16 protein-coding genes are annotated in these 20,313 nt (G+C 43.9%); 8 read left to right on the plus strand and 8 right to left on the minus strand.

The annotated features are described in order from the left end of the window. The first annotated feature begins 76 nt into the window (after positions 1-76). Entirely contained in the window at positions 77-778 is a 702-nt protein-coding gene (locus tag OO778_RS11320) for a pseudouridine synthase (RefSeq protein ID WP_005390696.1), read from the plus strand. 70 nt (positions 779-848) lie between these two features. Here the strand turns inward: OO778_RS11320 and OO778_RS11325 are convergent, their stop codons facing one another. Continuing rightward, positions 849-1,514: a DUF2057 domain-containing protein gene (locus OO778_RS11325; RefSeq protein ID WP_005390694.1), complete on the minus strand. Its 666-nt coding sequence runs from the start codon at positions 1,512-1,514 to the stop codon at positions 849-851. A 264-nt stretch (positions 1,515-1,778) separates the two neighbouring features. Continuing rightward, positions 1,779-2,783 carry a porin gene (locus tag OO778_RS11330; protein ID WP_005390692.1) on the minus strand — a complete coding sequence of 335 codons (1,005 nt, stop codon included), beginning with the start codon at positions 2,781-2,783 and terminating at the stop codon, positions 1,779-1,781. Positions 2,784-3,299: 516 nt separating this feature from the next. On the opposite strand from OO778_RS11330, the gene dinG reads away from it, so the two are divergent. From dinG to xthA, 5 genes are all read left to right on the plus strand, one after another. Then, positions 3,300-5,375, plus strand: a complete 2,076-nt coding sequence (dinG, locus tag OO778_RS11335) for an ATP-dependent DNA helicase DinG (protein WP_012841994.1) — start codon at positions 3,300-3,302, stop codon at positions 5,373-5,375. A 14-nt stretch (positions 5,376-5,389) separates the two neighbouring features. Further along, positions 5,390-6,175, plus strand: coding sequence for a TSUP family transporter (locus OO778_RS11340; protein ID WP_005390688.1), 786 nt, complete (start codon positions 5,390-5,392; stop codon positions 6,173-6,175). Beyond that, positions 6,172-6,717, plus strand: coding sequence for a primosomal replication protein (locus OO778_RS11345; protein WP_012841995.1), 546 nt, complete (start codon positions 6,172-6,174; stop codon positions 6,715-6,717). Before OO778_RS11340 ends, OO778_RS11345 begins: the two co-directional genes overlap by 4 nt. Next, positions 6,717-6,881, plus strand: a complete 165-nt coding sequence (gene rsmS, locus OO778_RS11350; protein WP_139060330.1) for a pleiotropic regulatory protein RsmS — start codon at positions 6,717-6,719, stop codon at positions 6,879-6,881. The genes OO778_RS11345 and rsmS overlap by 1 nt, the downstream gene beginning before the upstream one ends. Positions 6,882-6,975: 94 nt before the next feature. Further along, entirely contained in the window at positions 6,976-7,782 is an 807-nt protein-coding gene (gene xthA, locus OO778_RS11355; RefSeq protein WP_145474283.1) for an exodeoxyribonuclease III, read from the plus strand. Positions 7,783-7,879: 97 nt separating this feature from the next. Here xthA and OO778_RS11360 read toward each other — a convergent pair whose 3' ends face one another. From OO778_RS11360 to OO778_RS11385, 6 genes are all read right to left on the minus strand, one after another. Next, a complete protein-coding gene (locus OO778_RS11360) occupies positions 7,880-10,600 on the minus strand; it encodes an ImpA family metalloprotease (RefSeq protein WP_145474284.1) in 2,721 nt (906 codons plus the stop codon). Positions 10,601-10,755: 155 nt separating this feature from the next. Then, on the minus strand, positions 10,756-11,433 hold the full coding sequence (locus OO778_RS11365; RefSeq protein WP_005390676.1) for an ABC transporter permease: 678 nt from the start codon (positions 11,431-11,433) through the stop codon (positions 10,756-10,758). A gap of 3 nt (positions 11,434-11,436) precedes the next feature. Beyond that, positions 11,437-12,177 carry an ABC transporter permease gene (locus tag OO778_RS11370; protein WP_006742137.1) on the minus strand — a complete coding sequence of 247 codons (741 nt, stop codon included), beginning with the start codon at positions 12,175-12,177 and terminating at the stop codon, positions 11,437-11,439. 81 nt (positions 12,178-12,258) lie between these two features. Next, positions 12,259-13,029 (minus strand): ABC transporter substrate-binding protein, encoded by a 771-nt coding sequence (locus tag OO778_RS11375; RefSeq protein WP_012841998.1) that lies wholly within the window; start codon positions 13,027-13,029, stop codon positions 12,259-12,261. A gap of 82 nt (positions 13,030-13,111) precedes the next feature. Beyond that, positions 13,112-13,882 (minus strand): ABC transporter ATP-binding protein, encoded by a 771-nt coding sequence (locus OO778_RS11380; protein WP_005378438.1) that lies wholly within the window; start codon positions 13,880-13,882, stop codon positions 13,112-13,114. A gap of 264 nt (positions 13,883-14,146) precedes the next feature. Next, positions 14,147-15,622 (minus strand): hypothetical protein, encoded by a 1,476-nt coding sequence (locus OO778_RS11385; RefSeq protein ID WP_047008540.1) that lies wholly within the window; start codon positions 15,620-15,622, stop codon positions 14,147-14,149. A 455-nt stretch (positions 15,623-16,077) separates the two neighbouring features. On the opposite strand from OO778_RS11385, the gene OO778_RS11390 reads away from it, so the two are divergent. Together OO778_RS11390 and pflB are read left to right on the plus strand one after the other, a co-directional pair. Then, positions 16,078-17,625: a DUF3360 family protein gene (locus OO778_RS11390; protein WP_005390668.1), complete on the plus strand. Its 1,548-nt coding sequence runs from the start codon at positions 16,078-16,080 to the stop codon at positions 17,623-17,625. A 305-nt stretch (positions 17,626-17,930) separates the two neighbouring features. Then, positions 17,931-20,207 carry a formate C-acetyltransferase gene (gene pflB, locus OO778_RS11395; RefSeq protein WP_005390666.1) on the plus strand — a complete coding sequence of 759 codons (2,277 nt, stop codon included), beginning with the start codon at positions 17,931-17,933 and terminating at the stop codon, positions 20,205-20,207. The last annotated feature ends 106 nt before the right edge of the window (positions 20,208-20,313 follow it).

Genomic DNA, 20,313 nt, shown 5'->3' on the forward strand with positions numbered 1-20,313 from the left:
CGCAAATCATATCCGATCATGAGAAAACTTAAAACTTTCAAACACAGTTCATTTACATTTTTGCAGGGTAGTTAACATGTCATCTCGTACAGGTCAGGAAAAAGGTCGCAGTCGTAACCAGTCTAAAACGGGCCATTTTAAACACTCAGGAGCTCGCAATGGCTCGAAGACTCGTACTCAGCAAGACCGTCGCCCTAATCGCCCAACAAAAAGCCAAAAGCCAAAAGTGGCCCCCAAAGATCGTAAAGTCATTATTTTCAATAAGCCTTACGATACGCTCAGTCAATTTACCGATGGCGATGGTCGCAAAACGTTAGCGGACTATATCCCAATCAAAGATGTCTATGCGGCTGGCCGATTGGACCGAGACAGCGAAGGTTTGATGGTGCTCACTAACGATGGCATCTTGCAGGCGAAGCTCACGCAGCCAAAGTCAAAATCCCCGAAGACTTATTGGGTTCAAGTCGATGGCGCTCCTCTAGAGCAAGATCTTGAAAAATTGAGAAAGGGAGTAGAGCTAAAAGATGGTATGACCCTACCAGCCGAAGTTGAAGTGATTCCAGAACCACAAGTCTGGGATAGAACCCCTCCTGTTCGTTTTCGGGCAAATATCCCAACAACGTGGCTAGCCATTACCATTATTGAGGGAAGAAATCGCCAGGTGCGTCGCATGACTGCACACATTGGCTTCCCAACGCTGCGTTTAGTTCGTTACTCGATGGGCGGCATTGTTCTTGACGATTTAAAGCCAGGGGAGTGGCGAGAAATAAAGCTCTAGGCTTAAACCTCAAAAAACATAATAGCAGGCAATCGCCTGCTTTTTTAGTTTTTGTCGTTACCAATAACGATTATTGTTGAGCAACCCACTTCTTGAATGCCTGACGTTCTTCGTCTGTCATTTCTAGGTAGGCAATCTTCGCTTTTGTTACGGGTGATTTTACTCTTTGCGCGCTTTTGCTGGTTACAATTTCAGCCGTCGCTGCTTGTAGCTCAGACAATTCGACTCTCTTACCGTTTGCAAAGAAAACGCCATGAGCTTCATTGTACTCCGCTAGTTGCTCATCAAGGTTTGAATATGGGAACGCGCCTTTCTCACCTGGCATTTTATATTGCGAGTAATCAATAGACTTATCGTTGAAACTTACTTTCCAGTCCATTTTATCTTGCTCAAACAGCTTGTCTGCCTGACGTTTTTCTCTAAAAGGTGGCGCATCAATATAAAGCTCACCCGTGCCAGAACTAAAGCCAAGAATGTATGGTGCAGAGTAAACTTGAGTACGTTTATCACCACGCCCAATCGCTTTGTTTACTTTTACAACTACTTGGTTAGAGCCATCAACAAGACCAAACGGTTCACTCAAATCATCCGCACTAACGCCATTTACAAATAGCACTTGAACGCCTTGAGCGGTAGTTAGGGTTGCTGAAGTATCAGCTTTATTTGTTGTGTCTGCGTTCGCTGTTGTACCAAACAACCCAAGCACAAATGCTACTGTCCAAGCTTTTAGTCTCATATCCTAATAACCTTAAAATTCAATTAATTACATCAAAAGAGTTAAATATCGCTTACGATTCATCACAGTTTGAGGAAATCATTGCTGAAAAGCCAATCATTTCTACATCATTGACTGTAGATAACTGGTAAGCGCATTCAATTCTCAAAAATCTTCATGTACTCACTTGGTCAATGCTTTCAGGTGCCTAAGGAGATACAAGCTATTAATATAAAAAAGGCCGCAATAAATGCGACCTTTACTATATCTACTTAAGTTCTGCGATTAGAACGTGTAGTAAACACCAGCAACTACGATATCGCCTTCAGTTTTCATAGAAGCATCTTTGTTATCGTTTTCGCTTGCAGTGTATTCGATGAACGTTAGAACGTTACCAGTTACAGCGTAGTCAGCACCAAACGTGTAGTAAGATTGGTCGTGGTCGCCTTCGTACTCAGTGAAACCGAATGAAGTGTAAACGCGAGCTTCGTTCATTTGGTAAGCTGCTACTGCAGACCATGTATCTTGGTCAGCTTTGTTTAGCTCTTCAGCAACGTAGTTAACTGCAGCAGAGAAGTTGTCCATGTTGAAACGAACAGCTGCGCCCATTACTTGGTAGTCATCACCAGCAAGGTTACGGTTTTCTTGATCTTGGTAAGAAGCACCAACAGTGAACATTTCGTTGATTGCGTATTGTGCAGATAGACCGAATGCAGTATCGATTTTCTCGTCTTGATCTAAGTATGCATCAGCGATAACAGTTAGCTTATCGAAACTACCTTTAACAGAAACAGCGTGACCAGCACTTTCTTTTGATTTTACGAAGTCATCAACGTAGCCAAGACCTTCGTTAGTGTTGTCGATAGTGATTGCGTCCAGAGAATCACCAAAGTCACCAACTTCGCCAACAGCTACACCCCAGTTGTCACCGAAGTAAGCACCGAAGTAAAGATCATCTGTGCGTACACGTGCGTGTTCTCCGTCAATTTCACCAGTAAGTTTGTTGTCGTTATCGAAGAATTCACCGTTTTCTAGTTCAAATGAACCGAATACTTTAACGTCTTGGTTTAGTTTGTGTTCAGCATCGACTTGGACTTTAGCCCAAAGGTCAACGTCTACATCACGCTTAGTAGAAGTTTTACCGTTTTCTTTACGTTCAACAGTACTTACGTAAGTATCGATCTCACCTTTAAGGTTGAAAGAAGTTGTACCGTTGTCGTAGATGTTGCCTGCTGCTAGAGCAGACGTAGAGATGCCAGCTACTGCAAGAGCTACTAGAGTTTTTTTCATAATTAATCCACTGCCTTTTCTTAGTTCGGGATATCCTTGTCCGGTTCCCTTTTTTTATATGTTTGAGATAGAGCGTTAACAAAACGTTATACAGCGCCTTCTCAAAATCTGGAGCTAAGAGTGCAAAAGATTATTCTGGCTGTCAAATTTTCTAAATACCAATGTAAAAAAAACAAAAATAACATTTAAAAACAATAGCTTGAAAAGTTTATCTTTATTTATTCGACGAACATCTAATCAATCCTCTTGATTTTTCATAATTTATAAAACCATTAACAATGAGATTTTAAACCCAAAACAAATACTAAAAAACACAATATATAGAATAAAAAACCATACAAATATCATATTTGGAGTTTTATATTTTTCATATAATGAAATTAATTTCATTTAGATAAGGTTCAATATTTTTTTGTGAAGAAGATCTACATTCCTCATAAAAGCATTCCGTTTTGTGAACTACTGTACAACTAGTGATGTGTGCTACTATTCGCCTCCAACGCATTTGAGGCCCGTATGCTGACCAGTAACATTCAAAAATCGATTCGTAATAGCTATCAAAACCTGCAAGATCAACTTGATAACTTTGTTCCTAGAAGAGCACAAAACTACCTTGTTGCAGAGATTGCAAAAACGCTGTGCGGTCAGTACCACAAATCTAACCGAATACTGGTTGCAGAAGCAGGGACTGGAATTGGTAAGTCGCTCTCCTATCTAATGGCCGCCATCCCCGTGGCCGTACATAACAATAGAAAAGTGGTTATCTCAACGGCGACCGTAGCTCTGCAAGAGCAGCTCATAAATAAAGACCTCCCTCTTTTTCGTCGGATTACCGACCGAGAGTTTTCTTTTATTTTGGCAAAAGGCCGTCAACGATATTGTTGTGCAGAAAAACTTGCTTCAGCTTGTGGCGCTGATGGTGGTCAGTTAGCCATGTTCGAAACCAAGCCTAAGCAAAGAGATATAGAGCTGTTGGAAACAATGCATCGCTCTCTTGCGCAAGGTAAGTGGGACGGTGACCGTGATTCTTGGCCTAAAACCATTGATGATAAGCTATGGCAACTGATTGTTAGTGATAAACACAGTTGTAATAACAGCTTACCCGGCCATCGCGGCTGCCCATTCCAAAAAGCGCGCTCAGAGTTGGATAAGAATGATGTCATCATTGCGAACCACTCTCTCGTCATGGCAGACGCAGACTTGGGGGGCGGAGTAATCTTACCTGAGCCAGAAAACACGATATACGTCTTTGACGAGGCACATCACTTGCCTCATGTCGCCCGCGATCATGCTTCAGCATCTGCGAGCTTAAAAGGTGCGGCAGCATGGCTTGAGAAGTTAAATCAGTCGATTAGCAAGTTTTCATCGCTCGCAGACGAGAAGCGCGTAGCTCGATTTCGCAACGACCTTCAAGACGCGGTTCAGAACTTGATACCAGCACTGACTCAACTGCCTAAACAGTTCGATCCAGCTCAATTTGAAGAGAGTATCTACCGCTTTGAGCACGGTGAACTACCAGAATGGCTAGAGAACCAATCCAAAGAGTTAAAGCAGTTCAGTAAAAAAGCAAATCAAAGCGTGGCAAAAATTGCCGACCTTATTGCGGAAAGAGTAAAAGATGGGGAGCTTGCGACAAGATTGGCTGAACCAGCGCTTGCAGAGCTCGGCTTCTACATTCAAAGGTTAGAAAACCTAGCGCAAGTCTGGCACTTGATGGCTGAGCCAACTCGTGAAAAAGGTGCGCCTTTGGCTCGCTGGTTAGAAACCCACCCCGATCGCGAGGGTGATTTCATTGTGAGTGTTTCTCCGCTTGAAATTGGATGGCAACTCGACCAACAAATTTGGAGCAGGTGCATTGGCGCCATTTTAGTTTCCGCAACGATGCGTGCATTAAACTCCTTCCATTACTTTTGCCATCAGGTTGGTATTGATGGAAAACCAGAATCAGGCACACAGTTTTTAGCGCTTGCGTCACCATTCGATTACCAAAACCAGGCAGAATTGCTCATCCCTGCGATGAAATATGAACCACCAGCGCCTCAATTTACTGAATATCTTATTGAGATATTGCCTAAGTACTTGGAAGACAAGAAAGCCAACTTAGTATTATTCTCATCCTATTGGCAGATGAACCAAGTTGCGAAGGCGCTGTCTTCGGAGTTCATAAAAAAAGGCTGGGCATTGCAAGTTCAAGGTGAAAGCTCACGTCAAGAAATTCTAAAAAAACATAAAAAGCTAATAGAATCAAATAAAACCAGCATCTTATTTGGTACTGGCAGTTTCTCTGAGGGGCTAGATTTACCTGGCGAATTACTTGAAAACTTGGTGATTACAAAAATTCCATTTGGTGTTCCAACCTCCCCTGTCGAACAGGCTCACTCCGAGTATATCGAGAAAAAAGGAGGGAACCCGTTTATGCAAATAACTGTACCTGACGCAAGCAAAAAGCTGATCCAGAGCGTAGGTCGCTTACTGCGTAAAGAGAGAGATTCTGGTAGAGTAACGATTCTTGATCGACGCCTAGTCACTAAGCGATACGGACAAGCCTTAATCGACTCACTACCTCCATTTAAACGTAAAATAGAATATTAGAAGAATCACCATTTATGGAAATGATTGAGCCAACTATGCTGTTGGTGTTGGCGCTTGTCGCTTTTGTCGCTGGATTTATTGATGCAGTTGCCGGTGGTGGTGGCATGCTAACCGTACCTGCTCTACTATCGTTGGGCTTGCCGCCCCATATTGCACTAGGCACCAATAAACTTGCGGCTACCTTTGCCTCTTCTACTGCGGCATTTACGTACTACAAGAAACGTTTATTCAAGCCTCAATGCTGGGGAAGAGCATTTGTTGCGACGCTTGTCGGAGCAACATTAGGTACCCTACTTGTGGACGCGATTAGCACGGATTGGCTAGAAAAAGGGTTACCTCTTGTTATTTTAGCGGCGGCGTTATACACCGTCTTCCATAAAACACCGCACTCTCCTCATCAAAGTCCAATTCCCGAGCCTTGCCCAAAACTTCATAGAAAACAGTACATGCAAGGATTATCCATAGGGTTCTATGACGGGCTCGCAGGGCCGGGAACTGGGGCTTTTTGGACGGTAAGTTCAATGGCTCTGTATCGGCTGAATATCTTACTCGCCTCTGGCTTAGCAAAAGCAATGAACTTTACCAGCAACTTTACCTCTTTGATTACGTTTGCAGTCCTCGGTCATATCAACTGGGTGCTAGGCTTAACAATGGGGGTATGTTTAATGGCTGGCGCTTTTGTTGGCGCGCATTCCGCCATTCGGTTTGGTTCTAAATTCATTCGCCCTGTATTTGTTACTGTCGTCAGTATACTGGCCATAAAATTGGCTTATGACGCATGGTTTGTAGGTTTGTCATGAACATTTCTCAACTCCAGGAAAACCTAGAACAAATGGCGAAGCAAGCCGCTGTTCTTGACCGTCAAAGAGGCGAACACCATGTTCCGCTTTTTGATGAGCGCTTATTTGGTTGTCGCTCTCGCTTACTTACTCCTTGCGTAAAAGAAGCAAAAGCCACGCTGGATGCGATTGTGCGTGAGCAAAATGAAGGTAAGCTCACCGCTTTGCGTGCTGAGTACCTCACTGAACGGTTAGTAGCGCAAATAGGTGCGATTCAACGCGAGATTTCTACTACCAAAATTCGCAAGAATGAGATCAAACATAGCAGCCATTTCCGCAAGCCTATTAACGTGCTTTATCAGGAACTCGCTCAACACCAAGAGTGGGCAAGACGCTTGCGCGAAATGGTGTTAGAAAAAGAACGTGCTGTCGAAACCGCTCCTAGTTTTATGCGTGCCGAGGCTCAGAAAGTGTTACTAGCGACCGAGCAACGTTTGGCACGTTGTGAGGCAGCGCTTCTGAAACTAGAGAACCAAATTACACATAGGGAAAAACACCAATAATGGCCGAACAACCAACCTCGCCTTTAGATGACGCACCTGAAGAGATCAAATTGGCTGTCGATTTGATCTATTTACTTGAGAGCAATGAGATAGATCCAGAAGTTGCGCTTAACGCTTTGAAGATCGTGCAAAACGACTTAGAAAACAAATTAAAAGCAAAGTAGCCCAACGTTTCGCTCCTTTCACCGAGACTCGTTTTCAGTGCTCTTGCACAATGATACTATTCATAAAAAAGTACGCCCTCAAAAAGGATAAACAATGAAAGTAATCAGCTTTAACATCAATGGATTACGTGCGCGACTGCACCAACTCCAAGCGCTAATCGACAAACACCAACCAGATGTGATTGGCCTTCAGGAAATTAAAGTTCACGATGAAGCATTCCCGATTGAAGCTGTCGAAGCCATGGGCTACAAGGTGTATTTCCATGGTCAAAAAGCGCACTACGGCGTCGCAATGCTTTGTAAGCAAGAGCCTCTTCTCGTACAAAAAGGGTTCCCGACGGATAACGAAGAGCACCAAAAGCGCATGATCATGGCAACGTTTTTAAATGAAAACGGCGAAAAGGTCACGGTGCTAAACGGCTACTTCCCTCAAGGGGATAACATCAGCCACGAAACAAAATTCCCATACAAACGTCAGTTCTATAAAGATCTGATGACTTACCTAAACGAGCATCACAATAGCGACGAGCAATTGATTGTTATGGGTGACATCAACATTAGCCCTATTGATGCAGATATCGGTATCGGCGAACCAAACCGTAAGCGTTGGCTAAAAACAGGTAAATGTTCATTCCAACCGGAAGAGCGCGAATGGCTGAAAACCTTGCTAGACTGGGGCTTTGAGGACACCTTCCGCAAGCTATATCCAGAAGTGAACGATCAATTCTCGTGGTTTGATTATCGCTCTCGCGGGTTTGATGATAACCGAGGTCTACGAATTGATGTCATTTTGACGACCCCTTCTCTCGCGCAAAAATGTATTGAGTCGGGTATCGATTATGAATTGCGCGGTATTGAAAAACCTTCAGACCACGCTCCAATTTGGTCGACGTTCAAGTAATACATAACTGAGCAATAAGCGGGACTCAACGCTAAGCTTAACCCATGAAAAAGGGAGACTCTGTCTCCCTTTTTCATGCAAGTTACTTTCTACTCAGCTAGTTCAGCGGCCAAACCGTTTGACCATCAACACTGACTGGCGTTTGAGCAAATTCGTTCAGACAGTAGCCGGTATTGCTGCTTGCAAAGTAAGTGAGAGGCATCGGTGGTAGATTCAGCGCCACAACCTGCTGTTTCGCTTTTTCTGTGAACGAGAAGCCCCACATATCTAAATAGCTCGTCATGTCTCGCTGAGAGATGTAGCTCAGAGCAATAAGCAACCAGTCATTGTTTGAGATGCTATTTGCCTCTTCACGAGAGTAGTTGGCGAAACCAATACTCAATCGTCTCTCATTCCAAAGCGCATCATCCGATTTCAAGCGGTTAAACTCACGTTCAATCAGGTGCAATCGCGCCAATAAATGCCAACCATTTTGCAGTACACCTTCATGCTGCGTCGCCATCATCATTTGAATGTAAACGCGAGCTCCCCAACTCCAACCAGTTTGATTTTGCGCTGCCATGTAAACGTTTGGATCCGCTTGAGTTCGGCTTGCTTGCAATAATTCAAACTGGCCTTTGAAATCTAAGCTTTGGCAAGTTGAAACTTTCCCCGTATTCTGGAAGAAACGAGACTTACTGTAATACGAGTAGTAATTGGTCGTTGAATGCCCTTCCCAGCCTGCAAATCGGAATCGACCTTTTTCCAAGCCATGACCAAGCTCATGTAAATCACCGTGACCGAGTGGGCTGAATGACCAGTAAGCATCGTATGGGTTACCAGAACAGCCGTAACCACACGTCGCTTGGTCAGCGTTCATATGCTTCACCATATCAATATTGGCGATTTCCCAACCTTGATTTTTGGCATACTGGATAATTTCCGGAACCTCATCGATACCCGGCCCTTGGAAACCAGCCAAGACATGTGGGTAGTTATGAACATACTCTTCTGTCGCCAGCGCCATTTCAGCTGGTGTCGACCACATTTCATCGTTGACCGACTCTAACATCTTGTCACGCTTTGAGTGCACTTCAAACCCAGGGGTGATCAGTTCAGCCCAATCGAACAAATTCGCTTCAAGCTCCTGAATAAACGCATCGTTATCCTTTTCACTTCTCCATACAGGGTGCTGCGCTACATGGCTAAATGTTAGAGCTACTGGTACATCATTATTGTTAAAGTGAACCTGGATAGGCCCGCCATAAGGTGAAGTCAGCGTGACGGTTTCACCCGGCTTCACCTCATAGGCGAAAGAAGTCAGCATCTTTGGTCGCGTGTATCCATCTTTGCTGAACTCATGAGTTGCCCCACTTCTTAAACTGTTGATGACAATTTTAGTCGTCACTTCATTACTGTCATTGCGCGTGACCGTAAAGGTCTCTCCAGGAAGCGCATACACACCAGCAGAGCGGAAGTTACGCTTTGACTCCATATTAATCGTTGCGCTGATTCTCTTTACTTCAGGGCTAAACTCACTACGGCTGAAGTTCCCCATATTTGGTTGTTTTGGGTTCACACTTCGGCTGTTGTATTGTACATAATCGGCAAAATACGACTTTAGGAATTCGGTCGTTTGGGTTGATTGTTTGTCCATTGGGAACACAACCGTTTGACGATAGTGATCAGCCAGCAATACCATGAGTTTTTCGTATTGGTAGCCATCTTGATTAAACAAATCTACTTTTTGTTCATCAAGCTTTTTCAACCGATGGCGAATACTGTTTGCCCCTGCATAAAATTGACTTTCCATATTCGCAGTGTCAGGACAAGATTTGTCATCACACTGTGACAAGTCAACATTGAAGTTTTGAGATTCAAAACGAGACAGCAGCGCTTGTTGCATAGCAACAGAGTCTGGCACGAAGTTCATGAGTGATGAAGGCGCCCAATCAACCAAGCCTAACTTACGCCAATAGTTATCTCCCACATAATCAACATGGAATTTTTCCAAAATGTCTCGGCCAAGTTCAGTTAGTCCTCCATCCCAATGCAGGTATAGAACAGGAATTTGGGCTTGCTCAGCGTATGCCAGAGCATCGAGTACTTGTTGGTTGGTGTCGCCAGATTGCAGATGCTGTGACAAGATCAATAAGTTTGGAGTATTGGTTTGCAAGCAGCTAAGTAGCTTTGAACCATCGCATAGGTTGGCCTCGTTAAACGCCAATTCTTGTGAAACATTGTCTTTCAGCCAATTCCGAGTCGCTTGCTCATCAGGGAAGTAATAAGACTGATCCATTTGCGCGATGACAACGTTTGAAGTAGCTCCGCCTGACAACCAAGTGACCAGGTTGCTTAGCCATTGAGTCATCGCTGCATTCGAAGACTCGGGAAAGCGTTGTGCCGTTCTAAATGGGTTACTACCTAATAGCGCATAACGTTGACCATTAGCTTTTTCTCCAGCAACGCCAATTGACAACGCCTGATCTTTATAACCGCTAGCCATGGCCTTGTTGGTCATCAAGATGGTGTCGTTGAACCCATACTGAGGTGCCAATATCGCTGCATCATGGGTTGGATCCCAATAAAGGCCAGAAAGGTTTTTCGCAATTGCAGATTTGATCGTATTCGACTGTTTCTTGTGCCCTTCCACAACTTGCCGACTTTCTCGGATGAAATCGTTCGGGTCAGAAACGAGCAGTGCATTACCAGTTTCCAGAGCTTGTTGAACTGGAGCTGGCGTTGGTTTTACTTGAGCATTAGATTGTGACTCTCCCTCTCCCCCACCACATCCAGTGGCAACGGCGGCAAGGCCCAACGATAGAATTGTTTTTTTCATTTTTACTTACTAAACAATGGGTTTATCAAATATTAATGTAAGTGCATGAATAAAAAGAAATAGTCTTTTGTATCGGTAGGAAAAATAGGAATGAAGATAACAAAATCATCAAAAAGCAATGGTACCCATTCCGATACCATTGCTGACATTAATTATTAACTTAAAGGACGTAGGTATGCCAAGAAGCGCTTCTCTGCCACTTTAAAGCACCACAAGATCATAAATGTCAGTGCCATGTAGAACAGCCCCGCCGTAAGGAAAGATTCAAATGGCGCATAGTAACGTGAGTTAACTAAGCGCGCAGCGCCAGTTAGATCCATAATGGTAACAATACCCGCGACCGCACTACCGTGCAGCATGAAAATCACTTCGTTTGAATAAGCTGGTAATGCTCGACGCAGTGCACTAGGCAAGATGATACGTCTGTATGTCATAAACTTACTCATCCCATACGCTTTGGCAGCTTCTACTTCACCTTTGGGCAAGCCATTAATCGCACCACGAATAATTTCTGCTGTATAAGCCGACGTATTAAGAATAAAAGCGACTAAAGCACAAAACCAGGCGTTTTCCCACAAGGTATCTTTCACAGGAAAGAACTGATCCATACCGTAATAAATCAAATACAACTGGACCAGCAACGGTGTTCCACGGAAAAAGTAAATGAATCCCCAAGAAGGTAAGCTAAAGGCATAATTCGTACTATTACGTGCCACGGCTAATGGAATCGAGACACACAAACCGATAACCAACGCTAATCCTACCAGCCAAACTGTCGTCCAAAGTCCCTGAAGATAAGTTGGGAAGCTTTCAATAATCAAAGAAAAATCCATAACTTACCTCGCATGAATACTGAACTTACGCTCAACAAGCTTGAGTAGCCCGGTCGAAACGCTGGTAAAAAACAGAAAGATGAGCGCGACAGCCATGTAAAAGGTAAACGGCATTTTCGTCGTACCTGCCGCCAACGAGCTCATTCTCACCATGTCATCCAGGCCGATGATGGAAACTAACGCTGTGGTCTTGAGTAACACTAACCAGTTATTACCAAATCCAGGTAATGCATGACGAATCATCTGAGGCAGTAAGATTCTTCTAAACGATAAGGCTGAGCTCATACCATAAGCTTTCGCCGCTTCTAGTTCACCTTTGTCCACCGCCATGATCGCTCCGCGAAAAGTCTCCGCCATGTAGGCACCAAAGATAAAACCAATCGTGAGTACACCTGCAATAAATGGGCTGACATCAATATAGTCGGGTAAGTAAGACGTCCATTCATGGTTTGGATCACTCGAAGCAAACCACTCATTGAGCGTTTCGTTAATGGAGTACAGGCTATTGTTTAAAAGTATTTGTCCACCAAAGAAAATCAGCATCATCAGAACCAAATCTGGAATGCCGCGAATGACGGTGGTGTAAAGAGTGGCAATCGCCCTTGCCCATTTGTAAGGCGCTAACTTAGCTAATGCGCCAAGCATACCTAAGATCACCGCAAGAAGGAGTGAAAGCACTGCAACTTCTATCGTTACTAAAGCCCCTTTTAAAATCGAAGCTTCGTATCCTTGTAAATCTAGCATAGGTGAGTTCCTAATCCCTAAACTCAAAAAATCGACCGTTGACTACTTCTAGGAACAAGCCAACGGTCGCTTAATTACGGTTTATTCACCGTACACATCGTAGTTAAAGTATTTACCAGCAATTTCTTGATAAACACCTTTCTCACGTAGTGAAATTATCGCCGCGTCCAATTTCTTCGTTAGATCTTTATCTTGTTTACGCACGGCAATACCAAAGCCTTCACCGAACCACTTAGGATCGGTCAATGACGGACCAACAAACTCGTACGCGTCGCCGCCCGCTTTATTAAGCACACCTTCTTCTAGAGCAGAGGCGTCGCCCAATACAGCGGCAACACGACCATTGGCTAAATCTAGGTAAGCCTCATCAAAAGAACCGTAACGAACAATTTCTACTTTATCGCCATAGTTATCTGTCAGATATTTGTCGTGTGTTGTTGCACGTTGAACAGCGATTTTCTTGCCATCTAGGTTGTCAAAATCCAGATTCGCACCCTTCTTGGCAATAAATTTGTTTGGAATCAGTGCGTATTTGCCAGTGAAATCGACTTTCTTCTTACGCTCTTCAGTAATAGACATCGCAGCAATGATTGCGTCGTACTTACGCGCTAATAGAGAAGGAATGATGCCATCCCAATCTTGCGCGACAATCTTACATTTCACTTGCATTTCTTCACAAAGCGCGTTGGCCATGTCTACGTCGAAGCCTTTCAGAGAACCATCCGTTTCTGTCCAGCTAAACGGAGGGTAAGCACCCTCAATGCCGAAGCGAACTGTTTTCCATTCTTTCGCTTGAGCGACACCAGATACTGCCGTTGCAGCGATCGTTGCTGCTAATAACCACTTTTTCATTTCCATACTCCTGTGATTGCTATTTTATTTCGTTTTGTTTGTTGTGCTGGCTTAGGAGGCAATAGTCTGCCGCCTAAAAATATTAGTAAATGGATGAGATAAACTGCTGTAATCGTTCTGAATCCGGATTTGTAAATAGCTTAGCTGGATTTCCCTGTTCTTCCACTAAGCCTTGATGCAAGAACATCACATGGTTTGATACGTCTCGCGCAAACGCCATTTCGTGCGTGACCACCAGCATGGTTCGTCCTTCATCTGCCAAATCTCTCATTACCCCTAATACTTCCCCAACAAGTTCTGGGTCAAGCGCAGAGGTTGGCTCGTCAAACAACATCACTTCAGGGTCAACTGCTAGCGCACGGGCAATAGCGGCACGTTGCTGCTGACCGCCAGATAAGTGTCCAGGATAATAGTCTTTACGCTCATATAGGCCTACTTTCTTAAGCAAGACTTCTGCGTTTTCAATCGCTTGGGCTTTTGGTACGCCTAGAACATGAACAGGGGCTTCAATCACGTTTTCTAGTACTGTCAGGTGTGACCATAAGTTGAAACCTTGGAACACCATCGCTAGACGTGAGCGAATACGTTGCACTTGCTTTTCATTAGCAGGAACGGATTCCCCTGCTCGGTTGTTCTTCATTTGGATTAATTCACCATTCACCCAAATTTCGCCTGCGGTAGGCGTTTCTAGCAAGTTGATACATCGAAGAAAGGTACTCTTACCAGAACCGGAAGAGCCAATGATGGAGATGACATCTCCTTTGTGCGCGGCAAGAGAAATTCCCTTGAGAACTTCATTTTGTCCAAATGTTTTGTGCAGGTCTTTTATATCTAGCGCTGGTACATCATTCATGCGCTCTACTCCCTGTGTTTTTGTCACTGCAATTAAGGGACTCCGCCCTCTCTAATTCGGAACAAATTAGCACCACACCCTGAAACTTGCAACAAATTATTAACCTAAATAATTCGAATAGAAAGATACGATAGCCAAATTAATATGCAATATATAGCAACTTATTCTTCAAAAGCTGAATATTAAATATAAAAAAGCCCCTTTAGAAGGGGCTTAATAAATTTACAAAAGTGTTAATTGGAACTTATTTAGGGTCGTAATGAATTAGTTAAAACGACTGACTACCAATGAGTTTGAAGTACGTAATGTCACTTCATTTTCTAGGCCTTCTTTTTCAGAAGTAATGATGCCATCCAAGTCTTCATCTAGCTCAGGCTCTGACGCTTCACCATTAGAAAAGAAGCTCATGAAAACTTTAGAGTCGATATTGCTATCGTCACTTAATACCAAAGCAGTGCGATTAAAATCGTCCGAAGCTGAAACTTTCAAACCGTTAACGGCTGATGTTGGGAAATTGTAGTAATGGAGCTCAGGAACAACAACAGAGTCACTGTCACTCTTTGCGAAAATACGATGTGTGACTTTATAGTCGCCTGAAGCCGCAAAGTAAGCAACACGAGTAAAGCCTTCTGTAGACGATGTTAAACCCATGTCCAGATCAATCACCGAGTCTGCACTTCCTTGTGTTGATACACTTGGTTTTGTGTTTGGCAGGTTATCAATATTTAAGTAAGAGCTTGGATCAACGTCAATATCCCATCCATCAGAGACCGTTTCGTTAAGTAGAGACTCCCAACCATTAACTTGATTCTCTGAGAACGCCATGTAGACCCAAGTTTCTTTATTCGTTGCACTAGGACGACTATATTCAACGGCCGTTTTATCTAGCTTCAGCGCATCATACGCAAAGCCGTTAGTAACAAAACCAATGTGGAGAGTGTCGTAAGTATAATCAGAAGACGAATAAATGTTTGACGTATTATCCGCTCTGACTAAGGCGATCTCACCAGTCCCCCACGAACCAATACCATACTGGTACAGCACTTTGTCGCTTGAACCAGATTCATACTGGAACAACGCCGTTGGCTCACCTTTAAGGCCCATAAGTTCATCGGTAGGCAACATATCAGGGTTAGGTGACGTGAAAATATCGGTTTGCGAGACAAAGTTGTAGTCTCCACCACCTGATTCAGCATTTCGGTAATCTAGGTTAGTAAACTTATTGCTTGCTAAGTTACCGCCAGTAAAGCACTTGTTCAAAGAGTCTCGGTTAAGGGCAAACGTGGCATTACGTAGTTTCTTATCTTGTAAGAATTCTTTTGAAAACGTATTTACGCGAGCTTCTCTACCGTTAAATTCTATTGCTTGAAACGTTACAAAGCCGCCGTCAGGAATATCTTCAAGATAAAACTTAAAGTTATCAGTGGTTGGTTTGATGATGTCTCCGGCTCTTTTGCCATCTGCATCAGAGTAGTAACCGATAACATAGTTAGTCACTTGCTCTTTTGACGCTGCGCTATAGGTTAAAACCGTTTTATCACCGTTCAGCTCAGTTTTGTGGTCATACACCGTACAACCTTTCGCAGTAGCTTCACTTTCAGTCATTGTTGCTGGTATAGCAAAATCAAAAGTAAACGCTGTTTTCGGCGCAGCACCACCGCCGCCACCGCCACCGCCGCCACAACCGACCATTAACCCTGAGATGATTGCCACTAGTGGCAGTACTTTAAGCTGTTTCATGTCTTTTTCCTAAACTGAGCGGCAATGATTAGCCAAAAAATCGTCTTTGCCCTGTAGAAAGCAAGAATAAAGCCAGCTTTATATAATCATCATGAATATTGATATTGACCCTGCATCCCAGAACGATAAGAGCAACAAATTCTAATTTTATGCAACTTGTGTAATGAAATTACACAAGATTTCACCATCTCATTCGCATGCCAGAAACTTTCTGTAGTTTTATTTCACAACCATTCTTAAAGTGATCTAAATCAATCACCCTAAATGGCTATCTTGCTAGACTCCTGCCAAAAGATGAGGATTTTTTTGTGCCTCAACACAATAAGTTATTAGCTATGCTTAGGCACAATGTCGACGTGTAACAAATCTAATAATAGCTAGCATAAGCGTGCCGCAGGATGCGGATTAACACAATTGAATGAAGAATTCATAACTTTTAAATATATGAGGAATCTATGTCAGACGCAGTTAACAAAACGCACTCTGATTCAGATATCGAGACCAAGAGCTACCGTGAGCTTCATCGTCCAGCATCTGAGTTCGCAAGCCGTTCAGACTACCTAGACCACGAACTACAAATTATGAAGCCGCGTCGTTTCGGCTTAAACTTGCCAGGTCGTGACTTCCGTTTTGAACTTGAAGATCTTGTTCCAGCACTTGCCGGTACGATTGGTATTATCGCGATGTACTCTGCGGTAATGATGTCTTGGGCTGAAGGCCTAACTGCCGCATGGGACCATGTTAACCTGGGCAAAGATTTCGCCATCGAAGTTGCCCGTGTAGAGATGCTCATCCCTGCACTTCTTTTCTGTGTACTTGCTTCTGGCTTTATTAACCCTAAAGCCAACCTAGCAGGTAACCACGGCCCAATGATCCCTCTTATTGGTACCATCGCGCTTGCTGGTGCTCACCCTCTTGCATTGGCAATTCTCATTGGTGTGTTTGGTTTAATTCTGAGCCTGTTAAAAGGTGGTTCAAAACTGGTTAACCTCACCTCTGAAGGTACGGCTGGTGGCCTTCTCATCTTCTTGGGTTTAACCGGAACGATGAGCCAAATTAATTCCATTCAAGCTTGGGCTGTTGGTTTGCAATCCGACACAGTTGCCGCAGGTAGCATGGGTTACATCGGTCTAATCGTTCTTGCGGTTACTATTGGCCTATACGCGTTCCTTGCTAAAGTGAACAAACGCTGGCTAGCAATCCCTGTTTGTGCCTTCACTGGCCTTGCAATCGCACTTGTTCTTGGCGCAGGCTTCGATATTAAATTCGTAACCGAGACGGGTCTTCCAAACCTAAACCCAATCTACTGGTGGGGTTCAACAGAAGAAGGTTGGATGCTTGGTCTTCCTAATATGGAACACTTCATTGCTTCTCTACCATTCGCAATTCTTGCTGTAGCAATGTGGTCTCCTGACTTCTTGGGTCACCGCATCTTCCAAGAAATGAACTACCCACGTAAGAGTGAAAAAGTACTGATGGACGTTGATGACACAATGACAATGTGTTCTGTGCGCCAAATGGTCGGTACCGCTGTCGGTGGTGGTAACATCACATCATCTTGGGGGACTTACATGATCCCAGCAGCAATCGCGAAGCGCCCTATTCCTGGCGGTGCAATCTTACTAGGTTCTCTATGTATTATTGTTGCAATCCTTGGTTTCCCTATGGATGTTGCTGTATGGCCACCAGTTATGCGCGTTGCTCTTCTCGTTGGTGTCTCTCTACCACTACTTGAAGCTGGCATGCAGATGGTGAAAGACTCAAAAGATTCACAAGCGGCAGGCATCTGTATCTTTGGTTCGGCAGTCGTTAACCCTGTTCTAGCTTGGGCACTAACTATGCTTTTAGATAACAACGGCTTAATTGGTGATAAAGAGCGCGCGTCTCGCTTGTCGTTTGTAGACAAGATTGTGATCCCAGTAAGCGTACTTATTATCTGTTTAGTTGCTATGCTTGCAGTTGGTATGCTTGAAGGCCAATATGGCATCCAAGCTTGGCTGTAAAGCTGACAGTTCAGAAAATGTGTGGGTAGCGCTAGTCGCTACCCCATTTTTATCGAGATTTTTGAGGATTTATTGATTTAGTTTAAGGTTTGCAAAAAAATTTTAGTTTAACCTCTAACTGTTGCTTAAAAAGAGAAACGTTAAAACTAGTGACAATATTTATAGTTTTGTAACTCGAACATTTAAATTTAAGACTATAAATATTGTTATTCATAAGAGTGTACTGTTCCCCTCTTTAACTTGGGGATAGCTGGCTCAACGGCGAAGCAGTACGTATTTTTTTCTACTAAAAAGGTAGGTATGTCATGGCAGAGCAATTTGCTAAAGCTTGGGAAGGTTTTGCTGCAGGCGACTGGCAAAACGAAGTAAACGTTCGTGATTTCATTCAGAAGAACTACACTCCGTACGAAGGCGACGAATCTTTCCTAGTTTCTGAAGGTACTGAAGCGACTAACAAGCTTTGGGCTAAGGTAATGGAAGGCATCAAACAAGAGAACGCGACTCACGCTCCTGTTGATTTTGATACTTCAGTTATCTCTACCATCACTGCTCACGATGCAGGCTACATCGAAAAAGACCTAGAAACTATCGTAGGTCTTCAAACTGACGCTCCTCTAAAACGTGCGATCATCCCTAACGGTGGTATCCGTATGGTTGAAGGTTCATGCAAAGCCTACAACCGCGAGCTTGACCCACAAGTTAAGAAAATCTACACAGAATACCGTAAAACTCACAACCAAGGCGTTTTCGACATCTACACTCCACAAATCATGGCGTGTCGTAAGTCTGGCGTATTGACTGGTCTTCCTGATGCATACGGTCGTGGTCGTATCATCGGTGACTACCGTCGTGTTGCTCTATACGGTATTGATTTCCTAATGAAGGATAAATTCGCACAGTTCTCTTCTCTACAAGAGCGTTTCGAGAACGGCGAAGACCTACAAATGACAATGCAGCTTCGTGAAGAGATCGCAGAGCAACACCGTGCTCTAGGTCAAATCAAAGAAATGGCTGCAAAATACGGTTGTGACATTTCTCGTCCTGCTGAAACTGCACAAGAAGCTATCCAGTGGACTTACTTCGGTTACCTAGCTGCTGTTAAATCTCAAAACGGCGCGGCAATGTCTCTAGGCCGTACTTCTACATTCCTAGACATCTTCATCGAGCGCGATATCGCTGCTGGCCGCATCACAGAAGAACAAGCGCAGGAAATGATCGACCACTTCGTAATGAAACTACGTATGGTTCGCTTCCTACGTACTCCTGAGTACGATGATCTATTCTCTGGCGACCCTATCTGGGCAACTGAGTCTATGGGTGGTATGGGTCTTGACGGTCGTACGCTAGTTACTCGTACAAACTTCCGTTTCCTAAACTCACTATACACAATGGGTCCTTCTCCAGAGCCAAACATCACTGTTCTTTGGTCTGAGCAACTACCTGAAGGCTTCAAGAAGTTCTGTGCGAAAGTATCTATCGATACTTCTTCAATCCAGTACGAAAACGACGACCTAATGCGTCCAGACATGAACTCTGACGACTACGCAATCGCATGTTGTGTATCTCCAATGGTTGTTGGTAAGCAAATGCAGTTCTTTGGTGCTCGTGCTAACCTTGCGAAAACTATGCTTTACACCATCAACGGTGGTGTGGATGAGAAGCTAAAAATCCAAGTTGGTCCACAAATGCCGAAGATCGAAGGCGATGTACTGAACTACGATGAGTTGTGGGAGAAAATGGACCACTTCATGGATTGGCTAGCGAAGCAGTACGTGACTGCACTAAACGCTATCCACTTCATGCACGACAAGTACAGCTACGAAGCGGCACTAATGGCTCTACATGACCGTGACGTTAAACGTACTATGGCTTGTGGTATTGCTGGTCTATCTGTTGCGGCTGACTCTCTGTCTGCAATCAAATACGCAAAAGTTAAGCCAATCCGTGACGAAGACGGTCTAGCAATCGACTTCGAAATCGAAGGTGATTACCCTAAATTTGGTAACAACGACCCACGCGTTGATGATATCGCATGTGAACTTGTTTCTGTATTTATGGGCAAAATCCGTAAGCTTAAGACTTACCGTGATGCAATCCCTACTCAGTCAATTCTTACTATCACTTCAAACGTGGTTTACGGTAAGAAAACTGGTAACACACCTGACGGTCGTCGTGCTGGTGCTCCATTTGCTCCAGGTGCTAACCCAATGCACGGTCGCGATGAGAAAGGTGCCGTAGCATCACTAACTTCAGTTGCAAAACTGCCGTTTGCTGACGCACAAGATGGTATCTCTTACACATTCTCTATCGTACCTAATGCACTAGGTAAAGATGAAGGTTCACAACGCGCTAACCTTGCTGGTCTGATGGATGGTTACTTCCACCACGAAGCGGGTATCGAAGGTGGTCAACACCTAAACGTGAACGTTCTTAACCGCGAAACTCTAGAAGACGCTGTTAAGCACCCAGAGAAATACCCTCAGCTAACAATCCGTGTATCTGGTTACGCTGTTCGCTTTAACTCTCTAACTGCAGAGCAACAAGCTGACGTAATCGCACGTACATTCACAGAGTCTCTATAAGACTTTAATGAAATAACGTTTTAGTGATACAACAAAGGCTGATGCTTCTAAGCATCAGCCTTTTTTTATTTCTTGAATGAAAGTTGTGATATTACGAAAGATTTTG

This window comes from Vibrio sp. STUT-A16 (genome assembly GCF_026000495.1).
GTDB classification, from domain to species: Bacteria; Pseudomonadota; Gammaproteobacteria; order Enterobacterales; family Vibrionaceae; genus Vibrio; species Vibrio diabolicus.